This is a genomic window from Ramlibacter ginsenosidimutans (assembly GCF_016654015.1).
Taxonomy (GTDB): domain Bacteria; phylum Pseudomonadota; class Gammaproteobacteria; order Burkholderiales; family Burkholderiaceae_C; genus Ramlibacter; species Ramlibacter ginsenosidimutans.
On record NZ_JAEPWM010000006.1, the window covers coordinates 274,084 to 290,766 of the forward strand.

Genomic DNA, 16,683 nt, shown 5'->3' on the forward strand with positions numbered 1-16,683 from the left:
GATTGGCCGCCAGCCGATCACTGAAGCTTATCCACCGCCGCGCGTCCGCGCAGTGGCGGCAGCATCGCAATCGTCGACACCAGCGCCCGCACGCTGCTGCTGCGGGTCTTGCAGCACAAGCTGCGGATGTGCGTGCGGACGGTGGACACCTGGATGTTCAACCGCGACGCGATCTGGGGTCCGGTGAGGTCCTGGCACAGCATGGTGAGGACTTCCACCTCCATGTACGTGAGCCGATGCGCGCAGGCGAAGGAAGCGAGCATCAGGTTCTCGCACACCGAGCCGCGCGACAGGAACAAGGCAACGCAGTCGACGGTGCGAGCGGTCGAGCTCCGCGGCACCGGGATGGCCAGCACGATCAGGCGCTCCGGTTCGCGGTTGCCCAGGGTGATCAGGGTGCGCTTGCCCTCGCGTGCGCTGCGCAGGGCCTGCGACAACTTCGCGCCCTGGCGCGAATCGGGGCCGCACACGACGCCGTCGCGCAGGAGCAGTGCCTTCTGCTTTCGGAATTCCTCGATCGCCGCCGGATTGGCACTGATCACGCGACCATCGCCGGCAGCGAGCACCACGCCGTGGGCGAGCTCGTTGAAGATCAGCGCCAGCGCGAAGCCATCCCTGGAAAGAGATCCGCGTCCATCAACGTGAATGCCGATCGAGCTCAGGTCTTGCTGGTCCACATCATCCCCCCTTCCCACTGCCCAGGCATTGCTGAGCTGCGAGGCACGCTGGCTTGTTGCCGATGTCGAGCGTATCCCTTGTAGCACAGAGAACTTTCGATGACGAGTGCGCGTCACCAAAACGTTCGATGCTCCAGCACTCCCGGGGAAGAGTCGATCAGGCGGCGGGCGTAGCCTCCACTCGCGTTCGCAGTACGGCGAGCCAGGCGAGAATCGTGTCCAGCACGAGGCCGTAGTTCCCGACCTGGCAATGGCTGGCCGCGTCTTCCGCCGCGGTGAACACGCGTGCGGTGACCGAACGGGCTTGCGTCAGGGCGGCCGACTGCCTCCAGCACTGTGCGACCGGCACGTAGTGATCTTCCGCGCCGGCCAGGATCAGCACGTCCTGCGAGACACTCGCGGAGACGTCGAACGTGTTCAGCGCGCGCGCTGCCCGCAGGAATGCGGCGGGCGATCCGGTCCCCGTCACCTCCATTCCCTGCTGCAGCCCCCACAGGGAGGATGGGTCGCTGCGGGCCGTCTTGCCGACGATTCCGTTCACTGCGCGGTCGAGCCGGGCCGTGAGCAGGCGGCGCAGCATGCCCCGCTGCGTCGGTCCGGCCCGCGCGGTGACCACCTCGTAGAAGTCGTCGAGGACGTCGTAGGCGACGACGCGGGAAATCCGCGGCTCCCGCGCCGCCGCGCGCAGGACCAGCCCGCCTCCAAGGGAGACGCCGACGAGGACCGCGTCGTCGACACCGAAGTGGTCGAGCACGGCGCCGACCGGCCGGTGCCAGTCGGGCGTGAGGTGCAGGCCGGAGTCGAGCAGGGCGCCGCCTTGTCCCGGCCCGTCGAAGGCGATCACCTCGTAGCCGCCGTCGCGCACGGCGAGCAAGGCCTGCACGAGCTCCTCGATGTAGGTATCGAAGCCGCCGAAGACCAGCACGGTGGAAGTCGGGGAGGGATGGCGCAAGCGGTAGGCGGGAAGCACGCCGCGTTCGCGTCCGTCGTCATAAGGGACGGCGTGCCGGTCCGACAGGGCATCGCCGTAAACCTCGGTGAGGTCGCGCAGGAAGGCGCTGCGGGCGCGGCTGCGCTCCGGGTCGCCGGGCAGCATGTAGAAGTTGGCGGCCCGTTCATAGAAGGCCGCGGCAAGGGTGCGGCCCTGTTGCCTTGCTGCCGCCGCGAGCGCGACGAACTCGCGTATCCAGTCGGAGAGATCGCGGATGCGTCCGGCGACGCGCTGCATGTCCTCCAGCGCCGCCGCCTCCCCGATCCAGTTGTACCAGCGATTCATCTGGAAGTTGAAGTCGACGTCCGGATGCAGGGCGTGATAGCCGGTCGGGAAGCGAGGTGCAGCCATGCAGGTTCCCGGCGTTCGCGCTAGCCGTGGCGGAACGCATTCACGCGCATGTACCGGCTGGCCCAGAGCAGCAACAGTCCGGCACCGGCCAGGAGCGCCGCCATCGGCAGGCTGAGAAAAAGAGCGGGCAGCAGCGCGAGCGGCGGCGGCACGCCCATCGTCCGGTCCACGATCGCGCTGGCCAAAGCGAGCACGCCGAACAGCGCCACGCTCCATCCCGCGACCCGCAGGAAGTTGGACCAGCCGAGTCGCGACTGGCTGGTGCTCCAGTCCGGTTGCTGCTTCTGCTGCAGCTCCTGCTCGATGCGGGTCGCGAGCTGGGGCGCAAGCCCGGTCAGGCGTGTCAGCAGCGCGCGCGCGAAGTCGCGTCCTTCCGCCGTTCCGAGCCGGTCGCGGATCTGCCGCGTGACACGGGTGGATCGCTCGCGGAAGTACCGGCTGATCTCTTCCCGGTGATTGAACGAATCCGACAGCGAAACGATCACCGAGTCCAGCACGATGAACGCGCGGTAGTAGCGGGCCGCCGGCTGGCTGAACGCCAGGTTGCATTCCCGTGCGGCGCGGAAGTTGGCGATCAGCAGTTGCGACGCACTGCGGTCGACGGTGGGCAGGTTGGGCTGGTGCTGCCGCAGGACCCACGAGTTGAAGTTGCGCTCGACGAGCGTGCGGAAGCGGTCCATGTCCGCATCCGGCGGGATCTCCAGGATCCGGCTCAGTGCGGCAAACGCCGAATCGATGTCGTTGGTTTCGATCGAGCTGAGCAGCGTGACCTGGGTCTCCTGGAAGGCCTTCCCGATGTGGCCGATGATCCCGAAGTCGACCAGGCCGATGCGGCCGTCGTCCAGCAGGCAGAGGTTGCCTGCGTGCGGGTCCGCGTGGAAGTAGCCGAGTTCGAACGCCTGTCGCATGAGAAAGCTGAAGATGGCCCGCGCGATGCGGTCGCGGTCGTCCCGCTCGCGGTCCCGGTGCGCGACGAGTTCGCTCAGCCAGGTGCCTTCGAGGAGATCGACCACCAGCACGCGCGTGGAGCAGAACTCCCAGTGCACGCGGGGGATCACCATCCAGGCGCTGTCATCGCCCAGCGCATCGCGCATGCGGGACATCTGCGCCGCCTCCCGGGTGTAATCCAGTTCCTCCTGGGTCCAGGCGGCGAAGTCCTCGACCAGCGCCGTGATGGACAGCCGCCCGAACGTGGTGAGCGAGTCCAGCACGAGCGCGATCAGGTGCAGGATGCGAAGGTCCGCACGCACCACGCCTTCGATGTGGCGCCGCTGCACCTTGACGGCCACGCGCGTCCCGTTCGCGAGCACGGCGCGATACACCGTCGCGAAGGATGCCGCGGCGAGGGGCCGCACTTCCATGCTGACGATTTCATTGGTGCGCAGCGTTCCGCCCCAACTCTCCCGCAGCGTCGCTGCGCTTTCCTCGTAAGGTTCCGGTGCCACGCTGTCGAGTAGTTGGGCGAGCTCCTGGCAAACGGCATAAGGCAGCACGTCGGGTCGCATCGAGAGGATCTGGCCGAATTTCACGAAGACCCCGGAGGCCCGCATCATGTTGTCGCGCAGCTCGCGACCGACATAGTGGTCGAACTCGGCCGGCGTCATGCGTCCGAACCGCAGGAGGATGCGCGCGCCGGTGATGGCCAGCAGCAAGAGGACCACGCGCGGCAGCAGGCGCACGAGCCGGTGGCCCACGCTGTGGGACGAGAGCATTGGACGCCGCATTTGGGGCAAGGGCTGCAACAGCGGCACAAGGCTGCTGCCGTTCGCGGTCGAAGTCAAGGCCGGGCCGCGTGCGGCCGTTTCGGACCTGCGGGCTTAGGTGGATTCCCTCCACAAGGTGATGGATCAATGCGCTGGAGGCCACTTCGACGCTCCATAAGATGTGCGTTCGCGTGCGCCCTGCCGTGCTCGTTGCGGCGATGGAGGTAGCGTTGAAATCCAGCGTCCAGGCTTTCGGAGTTGCGGAGTCGACCAGCACGTCGCTGGTGATGCTGCCGGGCCTGTTCGCTGGCGACTGGATCTGGTCCGCCGCCGCCACGCTGCTGGCCGAGGCAGGCCAGCACTGCCTGGTCCTGCGTGATGCCTATGCGGAGCGCAAGGCCCACATCGACGACCCCTTCGGCGCGCTCGTCGACGATCTCCTGGAGACCCTGGACCAGCACGCCCTCTCATCGGTGTTCCTGGCCGGGAACTCCGTCGGAGGCGTCGTCGCGCTGGAAGCGGCGCGGCGCCACCCGGAACGGATTGCGGGTCTCCTGCTCAGCGGCGTGCCCGGCCTGGGCGGACCGGCGCGACTGGGCATCCGGCCGAAACTCCGCTACACGCGCGAGGATGCGCTCGAGGTCGCGCGGCGCCTGTGCGTGAACCACGATCTCGTGACGGATGAGGTGGTGACCCGGTGCCTCGCACCTTTCCAGCAGACGCGCACGATCGTCAACATCGCGCGCTACGTGCTCGCGCTCGAAACCTACGACAGTGAACATGCGGTGCGGCGTCTCGCGTGCCCGACGCTGTTCGTATGGGGCGGCCAGGACCAGGTCACGCCGGTGGAGCGCTTGCGCGCCTTGCCCGCGGTCTGGAACAGCCTGTGCACGATCGACGGCTGCGGCCACTCCCCGATGTTCGAGTGTCCCGCCCTCTACGGCGACGCCGTCCTGCGGTTCGTCGACGTCCACTCGCCGGCGCAGACGGTATGACGTCCGCGGTCTGCTTTCCGGTTCGCAGCGCCCGCGCGCAGGGGCCGCGCAATGCGGCGTGGGAACCGGTCCGTCCGGTCATCGACGAGGGCTGCATGGTCGGGCTCGGCAGCGCAGCCGCGGACGCGCTCGCGCGCATTCTCCCCGTGCTCGCATGCGGCGAGGAGTCGGCGATCCACGTCTTTTCGACCGCGTCGCAGGCCTCGTTTGCGAGAGGTGCGCCCTCGGCGGGCAAGACGATGCTTGCGATCGCGCGCGACGAGGAGGTGCACAGCGACATCATCGACGCGCTTCGTGCCTTGCTGCCCGTGTGCGCTGAGCGCGAGCAACTGCGCCTGGAGGCACGCGGCTTCTACCTGCGGCTGGCCAGCAGCGATCCCCGCCTGCACTTCCTGCGCATCCGCGAGCTGGACTCCGCGGTCTGCCTGATCCTGAGCGCGCTGCTGCAGTCCGGGGCCGCGCTGGAGAAGGCGCCGCGGCTGCGGGACATCGCGGCGCGCATCCGTTCCGACGAGGCGCGCCACGTGCGCCTGACGCGCCGCTACCTTTCGGTCGCCGAGCTGCCGATGCATGCGGACGACGAAGTCGAACGCGTGCGCATTTCGCTCGTTCGCCTGCTGGATCGCATCGGTGGCGCCTTCGAGGACCTCGGCACGGACCCGGATCGCCTGTTCCTTCGCATCCAGTCCCGGGCTCGCCTGACGGGTGCGGAGAGCCGAGGCGAGGGCGAGCCAGACTTCCAGTGACAGGGCAACAGCAAGGAGATCGCCATGCGACAACCCTCGGATCCCCGCGCCGCGCAGCTTCTCACGAAACTGCTGGCACTCTGCGAACGCAAGGTCACTGTGGATTCCGTGGAGCTGGACACCGCCCTCGCGGACCTGGGCATCACTTCGCTGCAGTCCATGGAGCTGGTGCTCGAACTGCAGGAGCTGTACGGCATCGAGCTGTCGGACGATGAGCTCGGCGCCCTGGAGACGGTGGGCGATGTGTTGATGGTGCTCGCCGACAAGCCGGCGCAAACGAGCTGAGGCGAGCCATGGCCAGGCGCAGGCGGGTGGCGGTGACCGGGGTCGGGCTGGTGAGCTCGCTTGGCAACGACTACACCGAGGTTGCCGGGAAGCTGCAGCGCGGCGAGAGTGGAGTGCGGGCGATGCCGCAGTGGCGGGAGCACGGGCTCAAGAGCCTCGTCGGCGGCGCCGTGCAGGTGGACGGCGCCCGCGCCGAGGAGCTCTCTCCGAAGCTGCGTCCGGCGCTCTCGCCGGCGGGCCTGCACATCGTGCTCGCTGCCATCGATGCGGTCCGGGACGCCCGGCTCGGCGACGACGACCTGCGCTCGTCGCGCACGGCCTGCCTCGCCGGCTGCGGTGTCGCCGGCGCCGAAGCGATCCACAAGGCCGCCAGCCTGCTGTATGCGAACAAGCCGCAGTTGATCAGTCCCTATACGGTGCTTCGTTCCATGACCAGCCAGCCGAGCGCCATGGTCGCTTTTGCCCTGGGCATCCGCGGACGGACGTACTCGGTCAGCTCGGCCTGCGCCACCTCCGCCCACGCGATCGGCCATGGCTATGAGTTGATCCAGGCAGGCAAGGTCGATCGTGCGCTGGTCGGTGGCGCCGAGGACTTCGGCGAGTTGCAGATCTGTGCGCTCGAGGCCTTGCGCGTTGCACTCTCCACGCATTTCAACGATCGGCCGCAAGCCGCCTCGCGCCCGTACGACAGCCGACGCGACGGCTTTGTCGCGAGCGGGGGAGCGGGGATCGTGGTGCTGGAGGCGATGGACCTGGCGCTGGCGCGCAAGGCGCACATTCGCGGCGAGGTGGTGGGCTTCGGGGCGAACTGCGACAACTTCGACCTGGTGGCGCCGGATCCGCAGGGGCGGCAGGCCGCGCAGTGCATCGCCCAGGCCCTCGAAGACGCAGAAGTGCATCCGCACGAGATCGGCTACATCAACACGCATGGCACTTCGACCCCGCTGGGCGACGGCGCGGAGATCACTGCCATCCGCTCCGTGTTCCGCGGCGAGGTGCCGCCGCTGTCCTCCACCAAGTCCATGACCGGCCATGCACTCGGCGCGGCCGGGGTGCACGAGGCGATCTACTGCCTGGCGATGATGGAGGGCGGATTCATCGCGCCTTCGATCAACATCGAATCGCCCGATCCGGCGTTCGCCGATCTGCCCATCTCGACCCGGCCGCAAGCGGCCGCCATCGGCATCTGCATGTCCAACAGCTTCGGCTTCGGTGGCGCCAACGCGTGCCTCATCCTAAAGCGGGCGCCGCAGGAGTAAGCGCCGTGCTCCACGCTGCCATGGCAGGGAACACCGAGGCCGGCTGGACCAGGCAGTCGCTGGGCGCTGCGCTGGGCTATGGCCTCGACTACCTGTTCCTCGATGCGGTGGAAGAGCTCGGCCCGCAGGCGTGCCGTGCCACTTACCGCGTTCCGGGCGCAGCGCCCTGGCTGGATGCGCACTTCCGCGGCCTGCCGGTGATGCCGGGCGCCCTCATCGCGGAAGGATTCGGCCAGGCCGCCGCGCTGCTGTTTCGTTTCGCACGGGGACTCGGGTCCGACCAGGTCGTGCTGGTGGCGAGGATTCGCGAAGCGAGCTTCGTCGCGCTGGTTCGACCGGGGGAGCGTCTCGTGTACAGCGCGACCCTGACGCGAGCCAACGCGCGGGGCGCACTCGTGCAAGGCGAGGTTGCCACGGCTGCGGGACCCGTCGCTCGCATCGCAGCGACGCTGCTCGCTGCAGACCGCGAAACATTGGCCGGCTGCTGGCCGGCCGCATCCGACACTGCCGCGAGCCATGACGTTGCGCAACGCCACTGACCTCGCACGCCTGCTGCTGGCCCGTGCCGATGCGCAGCCCGGGCGCGTGGCCTATCGGTTCACCCAGTCGGATCCGGGCGCCTGCGATGAACTCACGCATGCGGACCTGGCTTCGCGCGTGGCCGGCATGGCGAGTTTCCTGCGCGCCCGCTGCGAGCCCGGCACGCGCGTGGCGCTGATCTTCGATCACGGCCCCGAGTTCGTCACCGCTTTCTTCGCGTGCGCTTGGGCTGCCCTCGTGGCCGTGCCGCTGCCGCCGCCACGAGGTCCGTTCGACACCGCGCACGTGGCGCGCATCCGGCGATTGCTCGAGAGCGCGGCCCCCGGCCTGGTGCTGACCACCGGCAAGCTCGCGGCCCTGCTGCGGATCTGCGGGCTCGAAGAAGCGCGATGGCCTGCCAGCAGCATCGACGAGCTGGCGCCGGTGGATCCCGCGGCATGCCCACCGGTAGCGTCCCGGCCCGAGATGCTGATCCAGTTCAGTTCAGGCTCGACGGGGGATCCGCGGGGCGTGCTGCTCACGCACGCCAACCTGCTCGCCAACTCGGAGGCGATCCGGCAGGCGTTCGAGCATGACGAAGAGAGCGTGGGCGTCTCGTGGCTGCCGCACTTCCATGACATGGGCCTGGTCGGTGGGGTCTTGCAGCCCTTGTACGCCGGGTTCCCGGTGACCCTCATGGCTTCCGGCGACTTCGTGCGCAGACCCTTGCGTTGGCTCTCCCTCGTTTCCGAACTGGGTGCCACGACCAGCGGGGGCCCGACCTTCGCCTACGCGCACTGCTGCAAGCGGATCCGGCCGGACGAAGTGGCGGGACTGTCCCTGCACCGATGGCGCGTCGCGTTCTGTGGCGCGGAGCCCGTGGACGACCAGGTGTTTGCCGCGTTCGCGCGCCGGTTTGCGAGTGCCGGTTTCGACCCGGGCAGCTTCGTCCCCTGCTACGGCCTGGCGGAAGCAAGCCTGCTGGTGTCCGCGCACAGGCGCGGCGCGGCGCTGCAGAAGCGGCAAGCGTCGCAGTCGGACCCGGCGGCCGGGGCAGGGCACGCGCGCCCCGTGGTGGGCTGCGGCGAGGCTGCATCGGGCGTGCGGGTGGCCATCTTCCATCCGGAGCGCGCGGAAGTGCTGCCTGACGATCACGTGGGCGAGGTCTGCGTTGCCGGACCGAGCGTGAGTCCGGGGTACTGGAGAGACGGCGCGATGCTTCCCGGAGCCTCGGTGCGCCACCCCGTCGATGGCGAAAGCTGGCTGCGCACCGGCGACCTCGGCTTCCTGCTCGATGGAAGCTTGTACATCTCCGGCCGGCTCAAGGACGTGATCAAGATCGGCGGCAAGACCACGCACGCCCTCGACATCGAGGCGGCCATGCAGGACTGCGACAGCCGCTTGAACGGCGGCGCCAGCGTCGCGGTCCAGGTGTGGTCGCCCGAAGGCGGCGAACTGGTGCTCGTGCAGGAGATGCCGCGCGACGGCGCGAGCCCCGAGGGCGAGCCGGTCTCGCGCAAGCTCTATGCGTGTGTCGTCGAACGCTTCGGAATCCGCCCGGCCATCGTGGTGGTGGTCCGGGCCGGTGCGGTGCCCCGCACCACCAGCGGCAAGGTGCGGCGCGTCGCCTGCGGGCAACCGCTGCAGGTCTTTCCCGGCAAGCATGTGCTCGAGTCGTATCCGTCCAAGTGGAGCGCGCCATGAGAATGCATTTGGGAAGCTATGGTCCGGCGACGGCCACGGGCGCCGTCAAGCTCAATCGCGCAGCCTCGACGCGCGAACGCGTCATCACCTTCGTGACCGTCTGCGTTCCCGGCCTGGCGTTGCTGGCCTCGGTGCCGTACGCGATCTACTTCGGCATCCGTCCCGTCAGCCTGGTGCTCCTGGTCGTGCTGTACTGCGTGACGATCGCAGGCGTGGGGATCGGCTACCACAGGCTCGCGGCGCATCAGTCGTTCAAGGCGAGTGTCGCGACCCGGGTGCTGCTGGCCGTGGCGGGATCGCTGGCCGCGCAGGGACCCGTCCTGCACTGGGCGTCCGCCCACAGGCACCACCATCCGACGGCGGACCGGCCCGACGACTTCCACTCGCCGAAAGTCAGCGGTCCTCATTCCTTCGGACGCGTGGCCGGGCTCTTCCATGCGCATGTCGGATGGCTGTTCGGCGCCTACACGGAAAACGGCTGGGTGTTCCGCGCCCCGTATGCCGATTGGACGCGCTACATCCCTGACCTGCTCAAGGACCGCGCGCTGTGCAAGGTGAACAAGCACTACTTCGACATCCTGGCAGCAGGGCTCCTGGGTCCGGCGCTGGTGGCCGGCCTGATCACGCTCGATCCGCTCGCCGCGGTGGACGCCTTCTTCTGGGCCGGGCTGGTCCGCATCGCGATCGTCCAGAACTGCACGTGGTCGGTGAACTCGGTGTGCCATGTCTGGGGCACGCGGCCGTTCCGGGCGCGCGACCTGAGCGCCAACAACGCGCTGATCGCACTGATCACGTTCGGCGAAGGCTGGCACAACAACCACCACGCGTTTCCCACGTCGTTCCGGCATGGCTTGCGCTGGTGGGAATTCGACCTGAACGCCGCCATCGTGCTGGCGCTGGCCCGGGCGCGGCTCGCGTGGGACCTGCGCCAGCCGAGCCCGGAACATCGGCTGGAACTGCTTGCCAGGTGAGACCATGCGCAACAACACCAACGACCTCGGGCTTGTGTGGACATCGGAAGAGCACATCCGGGCCGTGGTGCGCACGCTCGTCCTCGAAGGCGCAGAGTTGCCGCCGGCGCAGGTCGACGGGCAGACCCCCTTCGCGGCCCTCGGTCTCGATTCGCTGCAGATCGCGACCCTCGCGGTCGAGCTGGAGGAGCGCTTCTCCATGAAGCTGCCGGACTACGTCGGATACGAATATCCTTGCATCGACGCGCTTTCATCGTTCGTGTGGTCGGAACTCGGTTCCCGCCAGCGCTGATGTTCCATCATTTCGTGTGCTGCCCAGGAGGCTGATATGGTGACTCTCGCGGTTGGTCCGTCCGCAATGCTCGGGAGCTTGGCTCCGGCAGCGGTCAAGGTGGGACAGAACATGTCCCAGACGCGCATGCAGGCGCTGCAGATCATCGGCACCGCGCTGGCAGATGCATCGTCCGCGGCGACGACGCAGATGGCCGGCACGTCGACGGTTGCCGGCACTTGCACGACGAAAAGCACACGGCCGCAGTTGATGCCGGCCGCGGCGCGCGTCGACATCGTCACGACACGACCGTTCACTGCGAACACGTCCGAAGGCGACAAGGCGTACTACGTGCACGTGGAAGTCCCCGGCGTCTCGGCCGGCGACCTGAGTGTCAGCGTGGAAAGCGATCGTGTCGTGGTGAAGTCGGATTCGCACGATTGGCGCACTGCCGTCAGCGTCCCGGACGGAGTGGAGCGCGACAAGATTTCGGCGAACTTCGACGATGGCCTGCTGCGCATCGTGATGCCGAAGACCGCAGACACCGCCAGGCGCGAGATCACCATCCGCACCGGCAGCGACGGCACGCCGGCGGACGGCTGAAGCGCGGGGTCCGCAGCCTTCACTCGTCCTCGAGTGAGGTGCCGGCGCGCCCTCGCGCTTCGCGCTCGCGCAGCTCGGGGGATGAGAGGCGCGCGCGCGGCCGGTTTGCTACTGGCGCGGAAGCACGGTCACGCCCACGGCGACCGCCTGGTTCATGGAGACCAGCATGTAGTCGCCCGGACGCGAGGCTGCGAGGGCCGCGTGGTCGTTCACCGGATAGTCTTCCACCTGGCCGGTGGATCCGCGCAGGCGCATGGTCATGTTGTCCTCGTCGACTGCGAGGATCTCGGTCACGAAGCGGATCGGCCGGTCGTAGCTTTCCTCCAGCGATTCACCGTTGGGCGCCCGGCGTGCGGCGATGCGGTGGGCATCGCGCACCGCGGCGGCGCCGCGTTTGCGCGCGAGCAGGAAGGCCGCGACGTAGTCGACCTGCACCTGTTCGCCGACCCGGATCTGGTCGGCGTTCTGCACCTTGGGATCGAGGCGGAAGGTGATGATGCCGCGGCCGCCGCGCACGGCCATCAGCCGCGCCGCCGGGTCGACGGCGAGCACGGTGCCGGTGGCGGAAAGCCGCATCGCGACGTTGCGTTCATCGCCCGCGGCCGTACCGGGGCCGAGCGCCTGGACGGCCGGGGCCGCCGAGGCGGCGTGGAAACAGCACGCCAGCGCGAAACAGCATGCGATCAGGCGAAGCGCAGACATGATGGGAACCTCCGACATCGCACATCATGCTACCAAGCTCGGCGGCCGCCATGGGCCGTTGGTCCCATGCGCGCGACCGCTGGTGCCGCCAGCGCCCGCGCGTTGCACGTATCAGCCGAGCAGGTCGTCGGCGAGGTCGGCGGCTTTCTCGGCGCCTTGCCGCGTGTTGACGATGTGGCGCAGGGTTTCCGCGGGCAGTTCGGCGGTGTTCACGCCGTCCCACTTGTTGCGGCCCTTGACCGACAGGTTGTAATAGATGGACACGCCTTCGCGGATCTTCGCCGCGCGCTGGTCGGGCGTCAGTTGCAGATGCGCGATCCGGTCTTCGGCCCACTCCGCACCGTGCTTCATGTTCACGGCGGCGGCATAGACGGCCTGCACGGGATCGCGCGGGTCCTTCAGGCCCAGGCCCCTGGCCGTGCGCGGCTCGAACTGCGCGAGGCCCAGGCTGATCACGCCGTTGTGCCCCTTGCCCTGGCGCGGAATCCAGGAAGTCTCGGCCTGGATGACACCATAGACGTCCTGGTAGCCCAGGCCGACTTCCGAGAGCCCTGCTTTCTCGGCGGCAGCCTGCACGAGCAGCAGGCGCGAGGCTTCGTCGAGCGTCTGCGTCTGCTCGCCGGCGAAGCGCACCGGCACCCACTTGATGTGCGCACGCAGCGCTTCGTCGGAGGCGAACTTCACCGCGACACTGGCAGCAGGCGTGGCCAGCCGCACGGCCGGTACGGCGTCGGACGACGCACCCGCGATCGCTGCAACGGCAGCGGCGGCGTCGTGGCGCACCGAACTCGCGGTGTGCGCGACGGCGGCTGCTGCGGTCACGGTCGTGGCCGTGCCAGGTACGGAAGGAACCAGCTGGCTCGTCAGGGCTCCTACGGCACCGAGGACGGTGAACAGGGAGGCGGCGCGGAAGATGGTGGCTTTCGTGGACGGCATCGATCTCGGGTTGTTCGTGTTCGTGTAGGAGGCTTCCGATGGAGTTGTAGGAGGCCTCCGAGTTCGGAGCTCAGGCAGGCAGTTTTTCAGCGTTAAGCTCACGGCGTCATGCGAATCCTGTTGGTCGAAGACGATGCGATGATCGGCAAGGCCGTGCTGGACGTGCTGCGCACGGAGCATTACGCGGTGGACTGGGTACGCGATGGATCGGCAGCGGACGCTGCCTTGCTGGCTGAACGCTACGACCTGGTGTTGCTGGACCTCGGGCTCCCGCGGGCCGATGGGCTCAGCGTGCTGCGCGCATTGCGCTCGCGCCATGACCCGGTGCCGGTGCTGGTGGCGACTGCGCGCGACGCCGTCGGCGATCGCGTGGCCGGACTCGATGCCGGCGCCGACGACTACATCGTCAAGCCCTACGACACGGACGAACTGCTGGCCCGCGTGCGAGCCTTGCTCAGGCGCAGCGCAGCGCGGGGCGATCCGCTGATCACGCACAAGGGCGTGGAGCTGAACCCCGCCACGCGCGAGGCCAGCGTCAACGGCCAGCCGCTGAGCCTGACGCCACGCGAGTGGGCCTTGCTCGAGCCCATGCTGCAGCGACCCGGCGTCGTGTTCTCCAAGGCGCAGCTGGAGCAGAAACTTTACAGCTGGAAGGACGAGGTGAGCAGCAACGCGGTGGAGGTGTACGTGCACGGCCTGCGCAAGAAGCTCGGCGCCGACTTCATCCGCACCGTACGCGGCCTCGGCTACGTGGTGCCGCGAGACTGATGGCTAAACGCACCGCCACTACCTGGTCGCTGCGCCGACGCCTGCTCACGCTGGTGCTGGTGGCGATCGGCTTCGTCACCGTGCTGCAGGCCGGCATCGCCTATCGCTCGGCGCTGGGCGAAGCGGACCGCATGTTCGACTACCACCTGGAAGAAGTCGCGCGCTCGGTGCATGGCGGCGTGCCGTTCGCACCCGGCGAAGATGCGTCCGAGTATTCGGTGCAGGTGTGGGGACCGGACGGAACCACCTTGTACCGCTCCAACCGCAAGGAGTTGCCGGCGCCGGCCGTGCTCGGGTTCTCGGATTCGCGCGTGCAGGGCGTGCGGCTGCGCATCTACACCTTGCAGACGCCCGAGCACACCATCCAGATCGCGCAGGACCTCGATGCGCGCGAAGCACGGGCCCGCGAGCTCGCGCTCGGCGCCGTGATGCCCGTGCTGCTGCTGGCGCCGCTGCTGATGCTCGCGGTGGGTGCGGTGATCGGCGGCTCCCTCGCGCCGCTCGCGCGCATGCGGCGGCAGGTCGCCACGCGCGCGGCGCGCGATCTCTCGCCGCTCTCGGCGGAGGGGGTGCCCGAGGAGGTGAGGCCGCTCGTGGGCGAACTGAACGCGCTGTTCGCACGCGTGCAGGACACCTTGCAGGCGCAGGCCCATTTCGTCGCGGACGCGGCGCACGAACTGCGCTCGCCGCTGACGGCGTTGAAGCTGCAATTGCAAGCGGCGGAGCGGGCGCGCGACGATACGGCGCGCCAGGCGGCCATAACCGCGCTGCGCGCGGGCATCGAGCGTTCGATCGGGCTCGTCGAGCAGCTGCTGGCGCTGGCGCGCCTGGAAGGCAAGCCGGAGCAGGCCAGCGAAGCCATCGACCTCGAGGAGCTCGCGCGCGAGGCCGTGTCGGAGCGGCTCGCAGGTGCGCACGCGAAGCAACTGGATCTCGGGCTCGCGACCAGCGAGCCCTTGCGCATCACCAGCAGCCGCGAGTCGCTGCTCCTGATCCTGCGCAACCTGCTGGACAACGCGATCAAGTACACGCCCGCCGGCGGCCGGATCGACATCGCCCACGGGCGCGACGCCGAAGGCCCATGGCTCGCCGTCGAGGACAGCGGACCGGGCATTCCGGAGGCGGAACTCCCGCGCGTGTTCGACCGCTTCTATCGCGTGCCCGGCAGCGACGCCGAGGGCAGCGGGCTCGGCCTGGCGATCGTGCGCACCGTGGCAGAACGGCTGGGCGCGCAGGTCCGGCTGGGCCGCTCAGCCAGCTTGGGCGGCCTGCGTGCCGAACTGCGCCTGCCGGCCGAAGTTTCTTAAGCCTGGTCTAAGGCTGCGGCCGCATAGTCGGGGGGTACCAAAATCCACCCTGTCCGCAGAGGAGCCTTCGTGAACAACACCAAACTCAAGTCCGTGCCCCTGGTGCTCGCCCTGCTGGGCGCCGGCATCATCGGTGGCGCGGCCGTCGAAGCGGCCCACCACGCCGGCACGCCGGCCACGGCCGCCGTGCTTCCGCCCATGGCGCCGGCCACCGTCCAGTCGCCCACGCCCGGCGGCGGCACCGTGGTGATGCCCGATTTCCCGCTGATCACGCAACGCTACGGTCCGGCCGTGGTGAACATCAGCGTCAGCGGCAAGGCGCGCGCCACGCCCGACATGAGCGACCCGATGGAGTTCTTCCGCCAGTTCCAGCGCGGCGGCGCCGTTCCCCAGCGCGAAGTGCCGGTGCGGGGCATGGGCTCGGGCTTCATCGTGGGTGCCGACGGCATCATCATGACCAACGCCCACGTGGTGAAGGACGCCACCGAGGTGGTGGTCAAGCTCACCGACCGGCGCGAGTTCAAGGCGAAGGTGCTGGGCAGCGACCCGAAGACCGACGTCGCGGTGCTGAAGATCAACGCGACCAACCTGCCGGTCGTGACGCTCGGCGACAGCGACAAGCTGCGCGTCGGCGAATGGGTGCTGGCGATCGGTGCGCCGTTCGGCTTCGAGAACACCGTCACCGCAGGCGTGGTGAGCGCGAAGGGCCGTTCGCTGCCGGACGACAGCGCCGTGCCTTTCATCCAGACCGACGTCGCGGTGAACCCCGGCAACTCGGGCGGTCCGCTGTTCAACGCGCGCGGTGAAGTGGTCGGCATCAACTCGCAGATCTACAGCCAGTCGGGCGGTTACCAGGGCGTGTCCTTCGCCATCCCGATCGACCTGGCCGCGAAGATCAAGGACCAGATCGTTTCGCACGGCAAGGTGGAGCACGCCAAGCTGGGCGTCGCGGTGCAGGAAGTCAACCAGACCCTGGCCGACTCCTTCGGACTCGACCGGCCGGAAGGCGCGCTGGTCGCGAACGTGGAGAAGGGCAGCGCCGCGGACCGCGCGGGGCTGAAGCCCGGCGACGTGATCCGCTCGGCCAACGGCAAGCCCATCATCTCCTCCGGCGACCTGCCGGCGGTGGTGGGCCTCGCGCAGCCGGGTGAGCACCTGACCATGGACGTGTGGCGCCAGGGCAAGAAGCTGCAGCTCACCGCTGACCTCACGCCGAGCAACGACAAGGCCACGGCGGCCGCCGCGGTGGAGAACGAGCAGGGCGGCCGTCTCGGCCTGGCGCTGCGTCCGCTCGATCCGCAGGAGCGCAAGGAAGTGGGCGTCCGTGCCGGCGTGGTGGTCCAGGAAGTGGGTGGTCCGGCCGAGGCCGCCGGGGTGCAGCCGGGCGACATCGTGCTGGCCGTCAACGGCACGCCGGTGACGACGGTCGACCAGGTCAAGGCCGCGGTGTCGAAGTCGCAGAAATCCGTCGCGCTGCTGATCCAGCGCGGCGAGGACAAGATCTTCGTGCCGATCCGGCTGGGCTGACGCTCAGCCACCCGACCCAAGCGCCGCCGCGAGCGGCGCTTTTTTTTGGTTGTTCGCCGATCTGCGGGGCGGACGAAGTCGTGCGCTCTTCGGAGCCCGGTGGGCGTCGCGGCAGGCGGCGTGGAAGAGGAGGGGCCCTCATGCCGTTAACGGGCGCGACGGGCCCTCGTAGGCTGGCGGTGAGCAGCGCGAACCCCAGCGATCCGGCGTAGCGCAGCGAGCTGGGGTTCGCCTGCGGCTCACCACCAGCCTTGTATGTTTCTTTCCTAGACTCTAAGAGTTCGGGGCAACCCGGGCGGAGCGGGTGCACGCCGTCGCCAGCCTTTGGGCTTGGAACCTGTGTCGTAGATCTAGCGGCACCCGCTCCT

General features: G+C 68.8%; 17 protein-coding genes. 12 read left to right on the forward strand and 5 right to left on the reverse strand.

Annotated elements, in window-relative coordinates; genetic code table 11:
- Positions 1–17: 17 nt before the first annotated feature.
- From JJB11_RS26580 to JJB11_RS16230, 3 genes are read right to left on the reverse strand one after another with little or no spacing between them, the layout of a single operon-like run.
- Positions 18–794 (reverse strand): LuxR C-terminal-related transcriptional regulator, encoded by a 777-nt coding sequence (locus JJB11_RS26580; RefSeq protein WP_201173530.1) that lies wholly within the window; start codon positions 792–794, stop codon positions 18–20.
- 40 nt (positions 795–834) lie between these two features.
- A complete protein-coding gene (locus JJB11_RS16225) occupies positions 835–2,019 on the reverse strand; it encodes an alpha/beta fold hydrolase (RefSeq protein ID WP_201173532.1) in 1,185 nt (394 codons plus the stop codon).
- A gap of 20 nt (positions 2,020–2,039) precedes the next feature.
- Positions 2,040–3,731 (reverse strand): ABC1 kinase family protein, encoded by a 1,692-nt coding sequence (locus JJB11_RS16230; protein WP_201173535.1) that lies wholly within the window; start codon positions 3,729–3,731, stop codon positions 2,040–2,042.
- A 221-nt stretch (positions 3,732–3,952) separates the two neighbouring features.
- Between JJB11_RS16230 and JJB11_RS16235 the strand changes: the two genes are divergently transcribed.
- From JJB11_RS16235 to JJB11_RS16275, 9 genes are all read left to right on the forward strand, one after another.
- Positions 3,953–4,717 (forward strand): alpha/beta fold hydrolase, encoded by a 765-nt coding sequence (locus JJB11_RS16235; RefSeq protein ID WP_207190028.1) that lies wholly within the window; start codon positions 3,953–3,955, stop codon positions 4,715–4,717.
- A complete protein-coding gene (locus JJB11_RS16240; protein WP_201173541.1) occupies positions 4,714–5,463 on the forward strand; it encodes a hypothetical protein in 750 nt (249 codons plus the stop codon). The genes JJB11_RS16235 and JJB11_RS16240 overlap by 4 nt, the downstream gene beginning before the upstream one ends.
- Before the next feature lie 24 nt (positions 5,464–5,487).
- Entirely contained in the window at positions 5,488–5,748 is a 261-nt protein-coding gene (locus JJB11_RS16245) for an acyl carrier protein (RefSeq protein WP_201173544.1), read from the forward strand.
- An 8-nt stretch (positions 5,749–5,756) separates the two neighbouring features.
- Entirely contained in the window at positions 5,757–7,007 is a 1,251-nt protein-coding gene (locus JJB11_RS16250; protein WP_201173547.1) for a beta-ketoacyl-[acyl-carrier-protein] synthase family protein, read from the forward strand.
- 5 nt (positions 7,008–7,012) lie between these two features.
- Positions 7,013–7,546, forward strand: a complete 534-nt coding sequence (locus JJB11_RS16255) for an ApeI family dehydratase (RefSeq protein ID WP_201173550.1) — start codon at positions 7,013–7,015, stop codon at positions 7,544–7,546.
- Positions 7,524–9,230, forward strand: coding sequence for a fatty acyl-AMP ligase (locus JJB11_RS16260; RefSeq protein ID WP_201173553.1), 1,707 nt, complete (start codon positions 7,524–7,526; stop codon positions 9,228–9,230). Before JJB11_RS16255 ends, JJB11_RS16260 begins: the two co-directional genes overlap by 23 nt.
- Positions 9,227–10,201 (forward strand): acyl-CoA desaturase, encoded by a 975-nt coding sequence (locus JJB11_RS16265; protein WP_201173556.1) that lies wholly within the window; start codon positions 9,227–9,229, stop codon positions 10,199–10,201. The genes JJB11_RS16260 and JJB11_RS16265 overlap by 4 nt, the downstream gene beginning before the upstream one ends.
- Positions 10,202–10,205: 4 nt before the next feature.
- Positions 10,206–10,493, forward strand: coding sequence for an acyl carrier protein (locus JJB11_RS16270; RefSeq protein ID WP_201173559.1), 288 nt, complete (start codon positions 10,206–10,208; stop codon positions 10,491–10,493).
- Between the two features lie 111 nt (positions 10,494–10,604).
- A complete protein-coding gene (locus JJB11_RS16275) occupies positions 10,605–11,075 on the forward strand; it encodes an Hsp20/alpha crystallin family protein (protein WP_201173562.1) in 471 nt (156 codons plus the stop codon).
- Between the two features lie 108 nt (positions 11,076–11,183).
- Here the strand turns inward: JJB11_RS16275 and JJB11_RS16280 are convergent, their stop codons facing one another.
- Both JJB11_RS16280 and JJB11_RS16285 read right to left on the reverse strand, forming a co-directional pair.
- A complete protein-coding gene (locus JJB11_RS16280) occupies positions 11,184–11,777 on the reverse strand; it encodes a hypothetical protein (protein WP_201173563.1) in 594 nt (197 codons plus the stop codon).
- A gap of 111 nt (positions 11,778–11,888) precedes the next feature.
- Positions 11,889–12,713, reverse strand: coding sequence for a lysozyme family protein (locus tag JJB11_RS16285; protein ID WP_201173566.1), 825 nt, complete (start codon positions 12,711–12,713; stop codon positions 11,889–11,891).
- 108 nt (positions 12,714–12,821) lie between these two features.
- Between JJB11_RS16285 and JJB11_RS16290 the strand changes: the two genes are divergently transcribed.
- The 3 genes from JJB11_RS16290 to JJB11_RS16300 all read left to right on the forward strand — a co-directional run bounded on the left by JJB11_RS16290 (position 12,822) and on the right by JJB11_RS16300 (position 16,315).
- On the forward strand, positions 12,822–13,481 hold the full coding sequence (locus tag JJB11_RS16290; RefSeq protein WP_201173569.1) for a response regulator: 660 nt from the start codon (positions 12,822–12,824) through the stop codon (positions 13,479–13,481).
- On the forward strand, positions 13,481–14,788 hold the full coding sequence (locus JJB11_RS16295; protein ID WP_201173572.1) for a sensor histidine kinase: 1,308 nt from the start codon (positions 13,481–13,483) through the stop codon (positions 14,786–14,788). The genes JJB11_RS16290 and JJB11_RS16295 overlap by 1 nt, the downstream gene beginning before the upstream one ends.
- A gap of 69 nt (positions 14,789–14,857) precedes the next feature.
- On the forward strand, positions 14,858–16,315 hold the full coding sequence (locus JJB11_RS16300) for a Do family serine endopeptidase (RefSeq protein WP_201173575.1): 1,458 nt from the start codon (positions 14,858–14,860) through the stop codon (positions 16,313–16,315).
- Positions 16,316–16,683 lie beyond the last annotated feature (368 nt).